This is a genomic window from Pusillimonas sp., from assembly GCF_035515275.1.
Classification (GTDB): Bacteria; Pseudomonadota; Gammaproteobacteria; order Burkholderiales; family Burkholderiaceae_B; genus Pusillimonas.
Genome location: NZ_DATJBQ010000036.1, coordinates 1 through 16,883, shown reverse-complemented (window position 1 = coordinate 16,883; position 16,883 = coordinate 1). Strand labels below are relative to the sequence as shown.

At 58.1% G+C, this 16,883-nt stretch carries 17 protein-coding genes and 1 pseudogene; 10 read left to right on the top strand and 8 right to left on the bottom strand.

The window, feature by feature from the left end:
• Window positions 1–114 precede the first annotated feature (114 nt).
• Both VL003_RS02290 and VL003_RS02285 read right to left on the bottom strand, forming a co-directional pair.
• The gene (locus tag VL003_RS02290) at window positions 115–435 is read right to left on the bottom strand and encodes a hypothetical protein (protein ID WP_325439171.1); all 321 of its coding nucleotides are present in this window, start codon (window positions 433–435) and stop codon (window positions 115–117) included.
• 382 nt (window positions 436–817) lie between these two features.
• Entirely contained in the window at window positions 818–1,546 is a 729-nt protein-coding gene (locus VL003_RS02285; RefSeq protein ID WP_325439169.1) for an alpha/beta fold hydrolase, read from the bottom strand.
• Between the two features lie 236 nt (window positions 1,547–1,782).
• Between VL003_RS02285 and VL003_RS02280 the strand changes: the two genes are divergently transcribed.
• From VL003_RS02280 to VL003_RS02265, 4 genes are all read left to right on the top strand, one after another.
• Window positions 1,783–2,322, top strand: a complete 540-nt coding sequence (locus tag VL003_RS02280) for a YaeQ family protein (protein WP_325439167.1) — start codon at window positions 1,783–1,785, stop codon at window positions 2,320–2,322.
• 267 nt (window positions 2,323–2,589) lie between these two features.
• Window positions 2,590–3,534, top strand: a complete 945-nt coding sequence (locus VL003_RS02275) for a transglycosylase SLT domain-containing protein (RefSeq protein ID WP_325439165.1) — start codon at window positions 2,590–2,592, stop codon at window positions 3,532–3,534.
• A 309-nt stretch (window positions 3,535–3,843) separates the two neighbouring features.
• Window positions 3,844–4,722 carry a hypothetical protein gene (locus VL003_RS02270; protein ID WP_325439163.1) on the top strand — a complete coding sequence of 293 codons (879 nt, stop codon included), beginning with the start codon at window positions 3,844–3,846 and terminating at the stop codon, window positions 4,720–4,722.
• Between the two features lie 209 nt (window positions 4,723–4,931).
• Window positions 4,932–5,771, top strand: a complete 840-nt coding sequence (locus tag VL003_RS02265; protein WP_325439161.1) for a class I SAM-dependent methyltransferase — start codon at window positions 4,932–4,934, stop codon at window positions 5,769–5,771.
• Window positions 5,772–5,788: 17 nt separating this feature from the next.
• On the opposite strand, the gene VL003_RS02260 is transcribed toward VL003_RS02265, so the two are convergent.
• Window positions 5,789–7,024 (bottom strand): TIGR03862 family flavoprotein, encoded by a 1,236-nt coding sequence (locus VL003_RS02260; protein WP_325439159.1) that lies wholly within the window; start codon window positions 7,022–7,024, stop codon window positions 5,789–5,791.
• A gap of 210 nt (window positions 7,025–7,234) precedes the next feature.
• Between VL003_RS02260 and VL003_RS02255 the strand changes: the two genes are divergently transcribed.
• The 4 genes from VL003_RS02255 (at window position 7,235) to VL003_RS02240 (ending at window position 11,650) form a co-directional block, all read left to right on the top strand.
• Entirely contained in the window at window positions 7,235–7,669 is a 435-nt protein-coding gene (locus tag VL003_RS02255; RefSeq protein ID WP_325439157.1) for a DUF2946 domain-containing protein, read from the top strand.
• A gap of 225 nt (window positions 7,670–7,894) precedes the next feature.
• On the top strand, window positions 7,895–10,033 hold the full coding sequence (locus VL003_RS02250; RefSeq protein WP_325439155.1) for a TonB-dependent copper receptor: 2,139 nt from the start codon (window positions 7,895–7,897) through the stop codon (window positions 10,031–10,033).
• 64 nt (window positions 10,034–10,097) lie between these two features.
• Entirely contained in the window at window positions 10,098–10,694 is a 597-nt protein-coding gene (locus VL003_RS02245; RefSeq protein WP_325439153.1) for a pseudouridine synthase, read from the top strand.
• 62 nt (window positions 10,695–10,756) lie between these two features.
• Window positions 10,757–11,650, top strand: coding sequence for a DMT family transporter (locus tag VL003_RS02240; RefSeq protein WP_325439173.1), 894 nt, complete (start codon window positions 10,757–10,759; stop codon window positions 11,648–11,650).
• A 71-nt stretch (window positions 11,651–11,721) separates the two neighbouring features.
• On the opposite strand, the gene VL003_RS02235 is transcribed toward VL003_RS02240, so the two are convergent.
• Window positions 11,722–13,194, bottom strand: a complete 1,473-nt coding sequence (locus VL003_RS02235) for an MFS transporter (protein ID WP_325439151.1) — start codon at window positions 13,192–13,194, stop codon at window positions 11,722–11,724.
• Between the two features lie 169 nt (window positions 13,195–13,363).
• Here VL003_RS02235 and VL003_RS02230 point away from each other — a divergent pair, with 169 nt between their 5' ends.
• The gene (locus tag VL003_RS02230; RefSeq protein ID WP_325439148.1) at window positions 13,364–13,738 is read left to right on the top strand and encodes a VOC family protein; all 375 of its coding nucleotides are present in this window, start codon (window positions 13,364–13,366) and stop codon (window positions 13,736–13,738) included.
• Window positions 13,739–13,770: 32 nt separating this feature from the next.
• Here the strand turns inward: VL003_RS02230 and VL003_RS02225 are convergent.
• Window positions 13,771–14,089: pseudogene (locus tag VL003_RS02225) on the bottom strand (hypothetical protein).
• A gap of 194 nt (window positions 14,090–14,283) precedes the next feature.
• On the opposite strand from VL003_RS02225, the gene VL003_RS02220 reads away from it, so the two are divergent.
• The gene (locus VL003_RS02220; protein WP_325439146.1) at window positions 14,284–14,847 is read left to right on the top strand and encodes an NADPH-dependent FMN reductase; all 564 of its coding nucleotides are present in this window, start codon (window positions 14,284–14,286) and stop codon (window positions 14,845–14,847) included.
• 81 nt (window positions 14,848–14,928) lie between these two features.
• Here VL003_RS02220 and VL003_RS02215 read toward each other — a convergent pair whose 3' ends face one another.
• From VL003_RS02215 to VL003_RS02205, 3 genes are all read right to left on the bottom strand, one after another.
• Window positions 14,929–15,414, bottom strand: coding sequence for an SgcJ/EcaC family oxidoreductase (locus VL003_RS02215; RefSeq protein WP_325439144.1), 486 nt, complete (start codon window positions 15,412–15,414; stop codon window positions 14,929–14,931).
• A 48-nt stretch (window positions 15,415–15,462) separates the two neighbouring features.
• Entirely contained in the window at window positions 15,463–15,762 is a 300-nt protein-coding gene (locus tag VL003_RS02210; protein WP_325439142.1) for a helix-turn-helix domain-containing protein, read from the bottom strand.
• A gap of 90 nt (window positions 15,763–15,852) precedes the next feature.
• Window positions 15,853–16,883, bottom strand: a 1,031-nt coding sequence (locus VL003_RS02205) for a methyl-accepting chemotaxis protein (RefSeq protein ID WP_325439140.1), incomplete at its 5' end; no start/stop codon positions are given.

Below are 16,883 nucleotides of genomic sequence, written 5' to 3'. Positions count from 1 at the left end.
GCCCGGCTGCTGTCCGAGGACTTCCCCAATTACACGGCGGGGCCGCCTTCGGTGTTGATAGCGGAAGTTTCGGAAATTACCGATATGGACGGCCTGATCAGCCAGTTCTCGCGATCATAGGCCGCGACCGTCTGCCGACGGCTTGAGGGCGGGTGGGCACCGATCAGAACCCAGGGCCACTTCGTGGTTACCGGCGTCGCTCGTGTTGATGCCTGGCCCCGCCGGCCCTATTTCTATGCTCGTTAATGCGATGCGCGCGCTGCCCGGCACTACGTGGCTGGTGCGCTTCGTGGCGTCGCTGTCGTTCAACCCGATTGCGTGATTCGTAGTGGTGGCGTCGTGTCTCGGCGCGATGCGGCCTGTGCGGTTGGTAACGCCTGTCATATGTCCGGTGATCCGGGCGGTGCGAATAGTAGCCGCGAGGGCTGTGGCCATTATCGTAGTAACCGTGGTAGGTGGTGTACCCGCTGTGAGATCGGTAGTGGCCCGAATCGTATGCACAAGCAGAAACGGTTAAAGCCAGGCCGACCACTACAACGCTACGTATCCATCGCGGCCACGTAATGTGGCGCAACCTCGTCGGCTTGCTGAAAAAGGTCAGGGGCATATTCGTATCCTGTCGGCTTTGGGGTGGTTTGTTCGAGCTAGCACAAGTTAATACTAATACCGAGCCCGGTCGCACGGATCACCCCCGAAACCGACCGAAACAAATCAGGAAGAATGAGGCGGGTTATGAAACCTCGTGAAATATCGCTGCATCAAACACAGGCCTGAAGCCACGTTTTAGGGGCATGGCGCCGGTTTGGTTTCGTGCTGCTTAATCCCGTCCCGCCTTGATAATTGCCTGGGCCAGCCCTTCTGGCTCGGTGAACCAGGCCTCGTGGCTACCCTGACACTCTACCAACCGAAACAGGCCCAGACGTTCTGACAGGCGCGGGTGCCACGGATAGCTGTGCGGCATGGCGGTGTCTTGTTGGCAGTTCACGTACGATTTGCCGATATGAAGTTGTGCAAGCGGCTGCGTCAGCGTTATAGACTCGGTAAAGGTGCTGTATGGCTGCGGATTGAGCTTGGCATAACTGGATTCGGCCAGCTCCAGGTCGGCGTCGTTAATGAAGGCCTCGCGCCACACTGGAAACGGCAGCATCACGGCGTTGTTGTTCTCGGCGGCTATGGCATCGAACATTTCTATGTAGTGCGGGGGCACCAGATCGTTAAGGCATTGGCCGTCTTCTGGAACAAAGGCGTTTACGTAAACTAGCCGCTTAAGCCGCTCGGTGATTCGGCTGGCAATCCCGGAAATAACCATGCCGCCATAGCTGTGGCCGACCAGACGCACATCGCGCAGATTGTTTTCTGCTATGTACTGCACAGCAGATTCGATGGCGTCATTCAGCCCGGTGCGGCTGCGATCGTCGCCGGGGCGGTTGCCCGCCAAGGTGGGGCAATGAACCGTATGTCCGCTTGTGCGTATATAGCCGGCAACGGTTTCCATTTCGGCGCCTGTATGCCAGGCCCCGTGAATGATTACATAAGTATCAGCCATCTTCGTCTCCTGGTTTTAATAATGGGGCCGCATGTTTTTTGCGTGGCCAACCGCTTGCTGGCGCTTAATGCGCCCAGATGTACTTGTACGCGGCTCTGAGGCTAAAGCGCAAGCACATTCAGCGTTGGCCCGGCTGGTTTGCGCTGCGGAAGAGCAAGGCCGTCGCCATGGATTTCTGTTAATCTTTTCCCGCCCTTCACGTTGCAAGGGTCTGTACCAAGACCTGAAGATAACTTATGGCCCTGCGCGCCACCATATACAAAGCCGATCTGAATATTGCCGACAATGATCGTGGCTACTACGGTAGCCACAGTCTTACTTTGGCCAGGCACCCTTCGGAAACGGACGAGCGCATGATGGTGCGCATGCTGGCCTATGCGCTGTTTGCAGACTCGAGCGAAGCGCTCGAGTTCACGCGCGGGCTCTCGGCTACCGAAGAGCCCGATCTGTGGCGCAAGGATCTTACGGGCGCCGTTGTTCAATGGATAGAAATCGGCCTTCCGGACGAACGGCGCATTCTGAAAGCTTGCGGCAGGGCGGACGAGGTGATCGTGATGGCATACGGGCGCAATGCAGGGCTGTGGTGGCAGGGCGTTCAGAACAAGGTGGCCCGCAGCGACAAGCTAAGCGTATATATATTGGATGCTGAGGAAACTGTTGCGCTGGCTGATTTGGCTGCGCGCAAAATGACGCTGAACATTAATGTTCAAGATGCCGATGTGTGGGTGTCGTGCGATGAGGGCAGTGCGAGTGTGCACCTGCGCAAGTTGCGCTAGCCGGTGTCCATTGCAAAAAATTGCTTCACTTCTGCTTACACCCTTTAGCATCCCAGAAACGTTGCAATGTTATGATTCTTAAAGAGAAGCACTGCGCTCAGGGCGCGGTGCTTCCTGTTTATTAATCACGCAGTCCGTACATGCGCGGCCCCACGCAATAAATATACAGGCGCCGGCAACTTATGTACCAACCTCATGAAATCAAGCAACCCGAGCCTTTTCGGGGCCTTCTTCTAAGAGTACATAAGCGTATGGGCGCCCGGACCGATGAATAGAAAAAACTCTTCACCTTCACTACTTCATATTGAGCCATTTGAGCTGTTGCTTCGCAAGGCTCGTCATCAAACTTCTGCATGCGCCGCTGCGCTTTGTCTTGTAGGAAGCGCCCTTGCCACCCCAACCGCATGGGCCAACGAGTTTGCCGCCGTCGATGACGCAGTCATGGAGTCAAGCCAGTTGGCCGTTCTGGAAACGGCTGTTCAGCCAGAGCCGGCTGTACAGCCAGAGTCGACAAAGCAGCCCGAGCCGATAGAGTCGACTGAACCGACAGAACTGGCGAAGCAACGGGCTCAAGCGGATCAGTCAGACCCCGCTGCGTCTTCAACCGAGGCAAAAAATCCAACCGACATTTCTATAACACCGGCGCATGAAGCTGCGGCCTCAGCGGAGTCTGCCCTGGGCATCGACCTTTCGATGGTGCAAGACTTGGCCGTTATTATTGAAGAGGCGCGCAAGCAGGCGCAGGTTGAATACCTTGCCGAAAAACTAAGGAAGTCGCCCCAGACAGTACAGCGCTATGTGCAACTCGCCTGGGATGAGGCTCAGCGGCGCGTTGGGCTTCGCCCCGAGCTGCTAATAGCCATCATGCACAAAGAAAGCACCTTCCAGCCAAAAGTGCAAAGCAGCTATGGTGCGCAGGGATTGATGCAAGTGGTCAGGCGTTGGCATCGCGACAAGCTGCACGCATCCGAGTCGTTGTTTGATCCGGTCGTGAACGTGCGGGTGGGGTCCGATATATTGGAAGAGTATCTGGAGATGGCTGAAGGCGATCTTTCAAAGGCCTTGGCCAAATACTCTGGAAATGCCCGTGGCTATGCGAACACGGTGATCAGCGAGTCTCGCAAGCTCGCCCGGGTTGCCGATATGGCTGCGGCTGAAGTCGCGGTTACGCCTGAGTTGTTCCTACAAGCCTCAGCCGATCAGGCCGGCTAATCGCGCAAGCGCCGCCTGCCGCGGTGGCCTGAACAAATTAACGCCGATGTCATACCGCCCTTTGGGCGCTACGACATTGGCGTTTTTTCTTGGGCATGCCTTTTGCTAAAGCGAAAGGCGTGCGCCCCGCAAGCAAGCATCGACCGGGCAACGCGATGAATAGCTTTTAATTATCACAAGCTTCATACAGAATCAGGAGCAATCATGCGATCCATACTTTTATGGCTGTTGGGTATTCCCATTCCGATCATTATTTTGCTGGCCATATTTCTGTAAGCACACCGGTGCGTCACTATAGAGGGGAATATCATGCAAAGAACTGAAGCTTATCCGGGGCGTGGGCCTGCTACGTATCCCCTGAACGAATCTACCAGTTCCGCCGTATCGTGGGCGGCTGTATTTGCGGGGGCGGTGATAGGGGCGGCACTCATGGCAACCTTGGTCATCGGGGGCGCGGGCTTGGGGTTGCTGGCTGTGTCCCCCTGGCAGAATGACGGTGCCTCGGGTACCACTGTGGCAATAGGATCCGTGCTGTGGTTGTTCGTTACACAGATTATTGCTTACGGCGTTGCCGGGTACGTAACAGGGCGGCTACGAACCAAGTGGACGGACACGGGAAGCGATGAAATCTACTTTCGCGACACGGCGCACGGCTTTCTTGTCTGGGCCTTGAGTTTTGTCGTGGGCCTGCTGATTTTTGGCTGGACGGCGGCTTCTGTCGTTTCAGGCACGGCCAAGGCGGGTGCACAGGTGGTGTCGGCGACGGCTGGGCAAGTGGCAAGCGTCGGCAGTTCTGAAGACACAATGGACTACTTCGCCGGGGCGCTATTACGACCCGCAGATGCCGGGGGGGTAGACGGGGAGGGCGATGCTCGCAGCGACGTGGCGGCAATTCTTGCCCGAAGCATGGCGCAAGGCAAGATCTCTGATTCTGATGAGCGCTATTTGGTTCAGCTCATCTCTCAACGCGCAAACCTGAATGAAGCCGATGCCCGCGTTCGTTTGAACGAAATCAGCGGGCAAGCCAAGCAGGCTGTTGAAGAGGTAGAGGTAAAGGCCCGCGAAGCGGCTGACGCAGCAAGAAAATACGCCGCTACATTTTCGCTTTGGGCTTTTGCGTCATTGTTGCTTGGTGCGTTCATAGCAAGCCTTGCCGCCACAATGGGCGGCCGAGCCCGAAACCTTTGACGCACGCGTCACCCACTGCGGGGCACGGGCGGCTTGTCAACGGCCGAGTCGGCCCCGCTCGGGCATTGGTCGACCAGGCTGCCCAAACTCGCCCGATAGGTCCGGTTAGCTCCGGCCTATCGGGTTTGATCTTGAGGGCCGGGTTGAGCAGGTTCGTACGATTTATTGGTAGGATTCAGTTAAGCGCTTTACCGGACCATGAAATTCCAATGACAATTATTCCCGCCATAACAAAACACACCCTTGCGGCAGCAGTTGCCTTAGGCTTGGGGGCCTCTGCTTTCGCTGCTTCGCCCGCCGTTGACGAGGCCTTGAAGGCGGCCATTGCGAGCGACCAGCGCACACCGGCCTTTGTACAGCGCGACGCCTTTCGCAATCCGTACCAGACTCTTACGTTCTTCGGCATTCAGCCGAACATGACCGTGGTTGAACTGAGCCCAGGGGGCGCCGGCTGGTATACCGAAATTCTTGCCCCGTACTTACGTGAGTCGGGTCATTACATTGCCGCGGCTTATGGCGAAAACTCTCCAAAAGAGTACCGGCGCGGCTATACCGCGAACTTCAAGAAGAAACTGGCGTCAGACCCTGCCCGTTTCGACAAGGTAGAGTTGACCGTATTCGAGCCGCCTGCCGAGCTCAATTACGCAGCGCCCGGTAGCGCCGATCTGGTCCTTACCTTCCGCAACCTGCATAATTGGCTGTCTTATGGCGACGACAGCATGAAGCGTGTGTTTCAAAGCGTCTACGAGACATTGAAACCCGGTGGCGTGTTTGGCGTGGTCGAGCACCGGCTTCCCGAAAGCATGCCCCAGGACGCCACCGCCAGCTCGGGCTACATGCACGAGTCTTACGTTATTGACATGGCCAAAAGCGTGGGCTTTGAGCTGGCCGGAAAGTCTGAAGTCAACGCCAACCCCAAAGACACTGCCGACCACCCGGGCGGCGTATGGGCATTGCCGCCCAGCTATCGCAATAAAGACAAAGATCGCGACCATTACCAGGCTATCGGTGAAAGCGACCGCATGACGCTTAAGTTTGTGAAGCCTTGAGCCTAGCAATGGGTGGGTCAGCCTTTATCGGTGCGAGTCGATCTCAGCCAGGCCAACACCCCTCGCCCTGCAGCCCGCCCGCTGGCAAAGCAGGCGGTCAGCAGATAGCCGCCGGTGGGGGCCTCCCAGTCCAGCATCTCTCCGGCACAAAATACACCGGGTAGCGCCTGCAGCATCAGATTTTCATCCAGCCCGTCGAACTGCACACCGCCTGCGGTGCTAATGGATTCGGCCAAGGGGCTTAAGCCATTTAAATATATGGGCAGGCGTTTGATGCCGGCGGCCAGTGCGTTGGGTTCGTCGAACGCGGTGTCAGGCAGACATTCGTGCAGCAGCGCAGTTTTTACGCCTTTCAAACCCAGCCGACTGCTCAGATGGCTGGACCACGAGCGGGCGCCGCGCGGGCGGGCTACTTCAGTCAGTACCTGCTTCAGGGGGCGATCGGGCAGGAGGTCGACATATAACGTTGCCGTGCCGTTGGAAAGCAAGGTTTCGCGCAAATTGGCCGACCATGCATAGATCAGCCCGCCTTCCAGGCCATCTGCGGTGACCATGCATTCGCCCCGACGCATTTCAAACTCACCTTGCGGCGCGATGGCAATGTTTTTAAGCGGTTGGCCGGCAAAACGGTCTGAAAAATAACCGGACCAATTACAACGAATGCCGCAATTGGCGGGAAGCAGCGGTGCTACCGCAACACCGCGGGCTTCAAGCAAGGCTTGCCATGCGCCGTCTGAGCCCAATCGGGGCCAGCTTGCGCCGCCCAGGGCCAGCACCACGGCGTCGGGACGAGCCGTTGCGGTGCCTTGCGGCGTATCGAATGTTAAGGCGCCTTCGCCGTCCCAGCCGCGCCAAACATGGCGCGTGTGAATCTCAACGCCTGCGCTACGCAAGCTGCGCAACCAAGCCCGCAACAACGGGGCGGCCTTCATCTCTGTTGGAAACACACGGCCCGACGAGCCGATAAAGGTGTCGATGCCCAGATCGCGGGCCCATTGACGCAAAGCGTCTGCGTCCCATTGGTCGAGCCAGGCTGAAACCACGGCCTTACGGTTGCCGAAGCGCGAACGGAATTCATCGGCCGGCTCGCTGTGCGTCAGGTTGAGTCCGCCGCGCCCGGCCAGCAGGAACTTGCGTCCCACCGAGGGCATTGCATCGTAAACGGCCACTTGCACACCGGCGTGGGTAAGCGCTTCGGCCGCCGTCAGCCCGGCTGGGCCGCCGCCAATTATTGCTACGGTAGGAGAGGGCATGAAATCAGGAAATCGGGCTTGAAGTTGAGGAAGGGTGGCGTAATTGTATTGTGCAGGGTTGCTGCTTGATGCCGAACGCCCCGGCGGCAGGCAGCTAAAACTTGCGACGGCGCCTGGCTTACGATGCATATCACGGGCAATGCCCCATGAACTCACCCCTTTGAAATCGTTTAATATGCCGGAACTTCCATCACTAACCAGTTTGGCCACATGACGCTATCAGCGGCCTTGCGAGCATTGTATAGCCGCCACTCTTACGGAGTGCTGGCCCTGTTGCTGCTCGCCATGCTGGTTCGGGGCACTATCCCGGCCGGATACATGCCCGACATCAACGCGCTGCGCGACGGCCGCATTGCCATCACCTTGTGCCTTACGCCGGGTGCCGGGGCTTCCGTGCAAGAGGCCTGGGTCAATGTCTGGGGCGAGGCAGATCACAACGAAAGCCTTTCCGCCGGCGAGCTGGAATGTCCTTTCGGGGTGCTGGGTAATCTGGCGGCGCTTGAGTCTGCGTCAGGTCTGTCGTTGCTGGGGCTGGTTCTTAACTGGCTGTCTCTTCCCCGGGTCACCAACCACGCACTGCCGGTCATGGGCGCTAGGGGCCCGCCTCTTGGGGCGCGTGCTCCGCCTGCCGAATTCTTCAGTTGACCCAGGTTCGTTAATCACGTCTTGGGTTTTTTTGCTCGTGGTGCGTCGTCAGGCCGTGTTCGCTCCGGTATTAACGCGCATCTGTCTGCAGCGTCTTTTCTGAATTGTTGCTTGGGATTGCCGACTGATGCCGGCGCGGCCGTGCCGTGCGCGGGTTGCATGTATGCACGGGCGGCAAAAGCTTGAAGAAGGGCGCTGTCACCTGCTAATGAAGAACCTACAACCATGACACAAACCCTTTCCCTGGCGCGCATCGAGACGTTTCGCGCCTTCGCTTCTTGCGCGGCTGCTATTGGCGCCCCTACTTTCCGCCGCTTCGGTGCTCGCGCATCCGTGCTCGCCATCTCGTTGGCGGCAGCCTTTCCGGCCTGGTCGCAAATGCCTCACCACCAGCAGCCGGCCCGGCTGGATCCGATCGTTGTAACCGGGGTCGCGCCCGATTCGCCGCTTACTTTCACGACCGATCCGAAACGGCCCAGGCAGCCCCTGCCGGCCAGCGACGGTACTGATTATCTCAAGACTATTCCGGGGTTCTCGGCCATACGCAATGGCGGCAGCAACGGCGACCCTGTATTGCGCGGCATGTTCGGTTCGCGCTTGAACATTCTGATGAATGGAACCTCGATGCCGGGGGCCTGCCCCGCCCGCATGGATGCCCCCAGCTCCTATATTTCGCCTGAGAATTTCGATGAGTTGACGGTGATAAAAGGTCCCCAATCCGTTTTGTGGGGGCCGGGCTCGTCGGCCGGAACCATTCGGTTCAATCGGTTGCCGCCCGGGTTCACCGAGCTGGGCGTGCTGTTCGACGGTCGCCTGACCGGCGGTTCGTGGGGCCGCAACGATCAGGCACTGGATCTGGGGGCAGGAAACGACAAGGTTTATGCGCGTGTCACAGCCAATCACTCGCATTCGCAAGACTACAAAGACGGCGACGGCAACATCGTGGCCTCGCGCTGGGACAAATGGAATGCCGACGTGGCGCTGGGCTTCACGCCCGATGCCGATACCGTGATCGAACTGTCTGCCGGTACCGGCGACGGCGAAGCGCGTTATGCGGGGCGCGGCATGGACGGCGCGCAGTTCAAGCGGGAAAGCCTGGGTTTAAGGTTTGAGAAAGACAACATGGGCAAGGTGCTGCGTAAGGTCGAGGCCATGCTCTATTACAACCATGCCGACCATGTCATGGACAACTATTCGTTGCGCACCTTTACGCCGGGCGGCGGCATGAGCATGCCGATGGCCTCGAACGTGGATCGCAGCACCTGGGGCGCTCGCGTTGCCGCGACGCTGGACCTGGCCGACACCCTGAGCCTGGTTACGGGTATGGACATGCAAGACAGCAGCCATCGACGTCGCAATGCGATGGGGCGTGGCGCGTGGCGTGACCAGGCCTGGAACAAGGATGCGCAAATGAATAACTTGGGCGCCTTTGGCGAACTGACCTGGAGCATGAGCGAATCGTCGCGCCTGATAGGCGGTGCGCGCGTGGACCGGGCTTCGGCGAAAGACCACCGACCAGGCACCGGGGGCGGCATGATGGCTGCCGCCAGCCCCACAGCGGGCGAGCGCCGCAGCGAAACCCTGCTCAGCGGTTTCGTGCGCTACGAGCAGGACCTGGTGTCGCTTCCTGCCACCTTTTATGTCGGGCTGGGCCACGTGCAGCGTTTTCCCGATTACTGGGAACTGTTCTCGCCCACGCTGGGGCCGCAAGGCGAGCCCAATGCCTTTGCCGGTGTTCGGCCGGAAAAGACCACGCAGCTTGATCTGGGCCTGCAGTACGAAACCGAGACGCTGCAGGCCTGGGTTTCGGCTTATGTAGGGCGGGTCAACGACTTTATCTTGTTCGACTACAGCACACGAAACATGATGGGTGCGCTCAGCCAGGCTCGCAACGTTGATGCGCGTATCGCGGGAGGGGAAATGGGCGTTTCGTTCAAACCCGCTTCTCGTTGGAGGCTTGGTACGACGCTGGCCTATGCCTGGGGCAAGAACACCTCTGACAACATGGCCATGGCGCAGATGCCACCGCTTGAGGCGCGCTTTAGCGCTGCGTACGACGATGGAGTCTGGTCGGGCGGCGCCCTATGGCGATTGGTCGCTTCGCAAAGTCGCTATGCGCGCGACCACGGCAACGTCGTGGGCAAAGACTTTGCAGGCAGTGGCGGTTTTGGCGTGCTGTCGCTGAACGGGGGTTACAAGGTGAACAAGCAGGTTCAGCTTACGTTCGGCATCGATAACGTGTTCAATAAAACCTATGGCGAACACCTTAATATGGCCGGTAACTCAGGCTTTGGCTTTCCGGCGGAAACCCGAATCAACGAGCCTGGGCGTAATTTCTGGGCCAGCCTGCGCCTGAGTTTCTAGCCAAGCTCCCACGGGGAGCGGCCGAGTGCGTTATAACGTTATAGTGCCCAATCAATTTCAGCGTATGAAGCAGCCTTTTGCTCGACGAGTTCGCGCAGCGCAGCCCGACAGGCCCAGGCTGCTGATGCTGAACAAGCCCTTCGACGTTCTGACGCAGTTCAGCGACGACCAGGGCCGCCCCACGCTTAAAGATTTTGTCAACGTTCCGGGTGTCTATCCGGCCGGACGCCTGGACCGCGACAGCGAAGGCCTGCTGTTGCTCTGCAATGACGGCCGCCTTCAGGCGCGCATTGCCGACCCTCGGCACAAAATGGCCAAGACCTATTGGGTTCAAGTCGAGGGCGAGCCCAGCCCCGAACAGCTGCAACGCCTTTGCCGTGGAGTCGACTTGAAAGACGGGCTGACCTTGCCGGCGCAAGCGCGCCAGATAAACGAGCCCGATATCTGGCCCAGGCATCCGCCCGTGCGGTTTCGAAAAAGCATTCCGACCACGTGGCTGGAACTGACCATACAAGAAGGCCGCAACCGCCAGGTACGGCGAATGACCGCCGCGGTCGGCCTGCCCACCCTGCGACTGGTGCGAATGCGCATAGGCCCATGGGAACTGAACGGCTTGCAGCCCGGCCAATGGCGCGAACTTGATCCCACCATAAGCGATTAACATACGTCTGTTGAAAGGCGTGGTGCCACGCGAGCAATCAGGTCAGCAAGAAAGGATTCGATATTTACAAAGCCTACCTACTTCTAGCATTGGCAACCCTGTTCTGGGGCGGTAATTCTGTCGCGGGAAAATTGGCGGTCGGGCATGTTTCGCCGATGGTCATTGTCATTTTTCGCTGGGTAAGTGTCATGGTGGCCCTGTATTTCTTCAACCGCGAGCAGATCAAAGAAGATTGGCCGGTGATGCGCTCGCGTATGCCGTACCTGCTGTTCTTGGGCGCCCTGGGGTTTACCGGGTTCAGTGTGTCGCTCTATTATGCGTTGATCTACACCTCGGCCATTAATGCCAGCATTTTGCAGGGTGGAACGCCGTTGGTCGTTTTTGCGGCCAGTTATGTGCTGTATTCAAGCCGGATCACTGTTGAACAGGCGGTCGGCTTTCTAATTTCATTCGTCGGCGTGCTGGTTATAGCCGCGCACGGCGAGCTGGACAACCTGATCGGCCTGAATATCAATTTTGGCGACGCCTTGATACTGGTCGCGATCATTGGGTATGGCATTTACACGGCCGCGTTGCGCAGCAAGCCGCCAATGCACTGGACCAGCCTGATGTTCGTGTTGTGTCTGGGGGCATCGATATCGTCGTTTCCCATGCTGGTGCTCGAGATAGCGCAAGGGGCCGCCATATTTCCCGACCTGCAAGGCTGGCTGGTGCTTGCCTACATCGTTATTTTCCCCACCTTGCTGGGCCAGGTTTTTTACATCCGGGCCGTAGAGCTTATAGGCGGGAACCGTGCCGGGCTGTTTATTAACCTTTTACCCCTGTGGGGGGCCGTACTGGCTGTGGTGCTGCTAGGCGAGGCGTTTCATCTTTTTCATGCCGTGGCCCTGGCGCTTATTTTGGCTGGTATCGGCCTTGCCGAATACGGGGGCCGGAAGCTAAGCCAGCAGAAGTAGACGTTTTATCCGTTGGCGGGGCGAATCCGAACGCGGCCCTGGTAACGGTCGTGTTTTGCGCCGGGGGCGAGTCAGGAACCAGACCGGCCCCGATCGCGAAGGTCTTTAATGGCCACCACCAAGGTTGCGCTGACCACCAGGGCGATGACGCCGAACCCCACAATGACCGCGATTCCCCACGAACCAGAGAACTCAAGCGCGGCAAAGGTGGCGGCTGTTATAACCGCTATGCCCACCGAGGTTCCGATGCGTTGTCCGGTTTGCAAGATGGCTCCCGAGCTGCCGGCGTAGCTTAAAGGCACATCGGTCAAGGTTAGCGCCTGATTGGGGCTTATTACCAAGCCTTGGGCAATACCAATAAATGACAGGGTCAATACCAGCCACCAGATGTTAAGCAGGTTTTTTTCGTGCAGGAACGCGACCAGCATGCTTAGCGTCAGCCCCAGTAGTGCCAACAGAATGCCCCCAATAACGATGCTGCGGCCGTATTGGGTGACGCGCTTGCCGGCCCAATGGGCCGCGTAGGCGGAGAGCAGGGCCGACGGCACGCCGAACAAGCCTGTCTCGAGGGCCGTTTTGCCGCTGCCCAGTTGTACGTACAAGGCAACCAGCACCCATACACTGGTCATGCCCAGAAAGTACATCAGCATGATCAGCACGCCGTTGGCGAAACTGGAGATCGAAAACACGTTGAGGTCGACCATGGGGCTGCCGCCCATGCGGGCGTGTCGGCGCTCCCAGAGCACCCATAAATAGGTCAGCAGCAAACCGGCGGGCAATAACAGCCAGGTTGCAGGTGAGGTGCGAAACTCGACAAACGGAAAGAGCAGTGACAGTACGGCCACGCCCAGCAAGCATGCGCCGATGGGGTCGAGTGAACGAAACAGATCAAGGCCGCGGTGAAGCCGTGTTTGGCCGGCGCTGGGCAAGAAGCCGATCAGCGGGCGCGGAAACCACCGCAGGCCCAAGGCAATGGTGACTATGCCTATGGGCACGTTGATCAGGAAGGTAAGCCGCCAGCCAAGTGCCGGTCCGCCTAATTGTATTAACAGCCCGCCCAGTACGGGCCCGATGGCGACCGAAAAGCCCACGACCGTGCCCAGATAACCGAAAGCCCGGCCGCGCTCAGCGCCCCGAAAGTACTGCTGGATCATGCCTATGCCCTGGGGGCTGAGAATTCCTGACCCCATGCCTTGCACAAAACGGGCTATGTTCAGTGAACCGGCGTCGGGAGCCAGGCCGGCACCGATCGACGCCAGCGTGAACAGGGCGGTTCCAAAAAGAAACAGCCCGCTGCGACCCAGAATATCGCCGGCGCGCCCCGCGCTGACCAGCACAACTCCAAACGTCAGTGCATAACCTGACAGCACCCACTGTATGTCTGATTGCGTGGCCTTAAGACTGCTTTCTATGGACGGAAGGGCCACGTTGACAATACTTACCCCCACCAGAGACATGAAAAGCGCCACCAACAGCACGACAAGAATACGCCAGCGGGCCGGGTCCGGTCTGAACTCTGAGGCTTTTTTCTTGGGGGCGGCCATGGGCGTATGTGCGGTGTGTCAAAAAAGAAGGATCGTCTGGTGGTGTCGTCATTCTACTCGCGCGGTATAGAATGGCCAGAAAGCCTGCGCAAGCAAGCACACTGCGCGGGTACGCAACACAATCACAGTGCCCAACCAAACACTTGTCAGTCCACTCAGGAGCCCGGCCATGGCAAAGCTACGGCATATCGCGCTAAGCGTAAATGATCTCGAGGCGGCTACCCGCTTTTATCAAGAAGTATTCGGCCTTGAAAAAGTGGGCGAAGAAACCCTTGAGGCCGGCTCGGGCGTTTACCTGACCGACGGTGTCGTAAACCTGGCGTTGTTAAAGCTCAAGGGTACTGATTTTGTCGGTACCCACCATTTTGGTTTTATCGTCGACGACACCGACAAATTCGGCCAGCGTATCAAAGCCGCCGGCGGCGAATTCTTTTTTGCCATGGGCGAGGGCGGGAAAACCAATGCCGAGCTTAAATACAAAGACCCGCAGGGCATTGTTTTTGATATTTCTAAAACAGGCTGGGACGGTAACTCGGACATTTAATTGATCGCTTGCAGACGCTGCCCCAAGCGCGTCTATTTGCGGACATCGTCCGAGTGAATCTGCAAGGCTTCCAAAAACCTGGAAACCATGTTGTAGGTAGCGATGGTGGCGGTCAGCTCGACCATCAGCCGGTCGTCAAAATAGGTTTTTACGGTGTTGAAGACGAAGGCGGCCGGGCAGCGTGCTTTGCTGCCGGATGCCGGTCAGGTGAGTGAGCCAGCCGCGCGCCACAGTAGGGCTGTGCAACAACATCTGGTACAAATGCAGCACGCTGCCGCGTTCGGCAATAATTTGATCGACCAACGATTTTGCGTCGGGGGCGGACAAGTCTGCGTAGGGTAGGCGAGCCATCAGAAATCGTGCACCAAACCACGGCTCACGAACTGGCGGGCGATACGGCGACCCTGCATCGATATTTGGGCGTGTAACTTATGACGTAACGCAGGCAAGTGGCCTTGCGTTTACGACTGGACACGCTGTTCTTAACGGTGGCATCCAAACATCCGTCGTAGAATGGTTTTTTAACTGTTGCTACGAGGTGCATGATGAGTCAATTAAAAATTGCAGTCATTGTTGGTAGCCTGCGTAAAGAATCGTTCAATGCGGCGTTGGCCGAAGGCTTGATTCGGCTTGCGCCTTCTACGCTTCAGTTCACCAAGCTTCGTATAGACGACCTGCCCTTGTACAACCAGGACAGCGACGCCAACCAGGCCGATTCTGTTAAACGGCTGAAAACTGAAGTGGCCGCAGCCGACGGCGTGTTGTTTGTTACTCCCGAGTACAACCGCTCGGTGCCGGGCGTTCTTAAAAACGCGTTAGACAACGCATCGCGTCCCTACGGCAAAAGTGCCTGGGCGGGCAAGCCGGCGGGTGTCATAGGCGCCTCTATCGGAAGCATCGGCACTGCCCTGGCCCAGCAGCACTTGCGCAATATTCTTGCTTACCTCGACATGCCGGTTTTGGGGCAGCCCGAAGCATTTATTCATGCCAAAGAAGGCTTGTTCGAAAGAAACGGCGACATTGCTGCGGCCAGTCGCGAGTTCTTGCAGGGCTGGATCAATGCCTATGCCGAGTTTGTCGCGCAGCACGTCAAGGCAAAACAAGCTTAGCAGGGCAAAATGCGGCTAGCGCAAAAAAAGCCGGGCGTGGGGTCACGCTCGGCTTTTCTTTGGCCCGTGGCGCGTTGCGGCTTACTGTTCGGGCATGGCCGACGAATGGTGGCTGGTGATCAGCCATTGGTTGTTGGCCCATTCGTAGGTGTAGGTGTAGCGGGCCCTGACCTGCTTGCCCGAGGTGCCGTAGGTAAAGGTATATAGCCCCGCATCTACGGCCGAGTTGCAGCCAATGAGGATCATGCGGGAATCAATCTTGCCATTGGGCTGCACTTGCAGGAAGTGTTCGAAGTAGTCTTCTTTTTCTTCGGCCGTAACGCGAGGCTTGTTGGAAACCGTAGGAAGCAAAATCGAACGCTGGGCGTAGTTGGCAACTACCTTTTTGGGATCGCCCGTTTGCAGGGAACCGTTCCAGCGTTCGAACAAGGCGGCCACTTCGTGCTCGTTAACAGGTTGGCAGGCCTGTGTGGTGCTGGCCGTGCTGGGCTTGGAACCCGAAGGGCCGGCAGCGCAACCTGCCAACGTAAAGGCCAGACCCATCGACAAGTACAGTATTTTTTTCATTGCGGTGTTTTCCACTTGTTGTTTGATTGTTGTTTTACTGCTGAAGTTTTACGGAACGGTATCCATGCCCGGCATGCCGCCCTCGTTTACCATGCGCGAAATCTGCTTGGTGTCCGACCGGGTGAATTTAAGCCGCACACCTGCGCCGCCGCCGTTTTCGTCAATGAATACGGCACCCAGGTCTTCAAGACTTTCGCGCAACGTACGAACCTCTTCCTGGGTGGGTTCATCGAGTTTTTGCTCGAACTTTTCAATGGCCCGCCGATCGATGCCCGAACGGCTGGCCAACTTGCCTATGGTTATTTCTACCAAGGCGCGCGCGGCGCGGCACTGTGCTCCAGTAATCATTGTAGGCTCTCCGGTTGTCTGGCTGTTACTTTACCTCGCGGCACACCTTTTCGTACACCACTACACGCGTAGTGATGCGGAGTGCGAGGGTCAGGCGGGAAGGGCTTTTAGACGACGCGGCCGTGCGCTGGTGCCCCCCATCGGCGCGGCCGGCGGGTGGGCGCGGTGCGTGCCGAACACGCTGACGGCATCAAGCAGGTTGTTGGCCTGTTCTTGTAGCGAGAGGGTGGAAACGCGTGCCTGATCGACCAGCCCGGCATTATGGTGCGCAGCTTCGTCGATACTGGCGATTGCATTGTTGACCGTGCTGATGCCCTGGCTTTGCTCGATGCTTGCCTGCTCGATTTGTACGAACAGTTCGGCGACCCCGCTGACGCTGGCAGCCAACCTGTCGATGGCAACTCCTGCCTGGGTAACCTGCTCGTTGCCGCTTTGAATTGCCTGCACGGAATCTTCGATAAGCGCTTTGATCTCTTGGGCCGCTTTGGCGCTGCGTTGCGCCAGGCTTTGCACCTCGGATGCCACCACGGCAAAACCTTTGCCTTGTTCTCCAGCACGTGCGGCCTCGACGGCGGCATTAAGCGCCAGCAGGTTGGTCTGAAACGCGATGCTGTCGATGACGGTGACGATATCGGCGATACGGCTGGAAACCGAGTTGATTTCACCGATGGTCTGAACGGCCTGACTCATGGCCTGGTTGCCTTGCAAGGCCATATTGGTGGCCGAGGCAACCTGTTGGCTTGCCTGCGCCGCGCCCGAAGCATTTTGCGTGACAATGGCCGAAAGCTGCTGAATGGACGAGGCGGTTTCTTGTACGGTGTCGGCCTGGCGTCGGCTGCGATCTTGAAGCTCGGTGTTGGAAGAAGAGATGCTGTCAGCTGCCAGGGCGATGGTGTCGGCGCTTTGACGCACCCGGGCAATGGAGCGCGCAACGGTTTGCAGCGCACTGACCAGTGCCAGCGCACCCTTGCTTTGAACCCGGGCGTGTAGGGGCTGCAGGTTGATATGCGTGTTGCCCTCGGGGCATAACGACGCCACCACATACTCGAGCTCGGCTGCTTGCACGGCGTCACGATGCAGCCATACTGCCACATAGCAAAGTATGGCCGACTCCACAACGA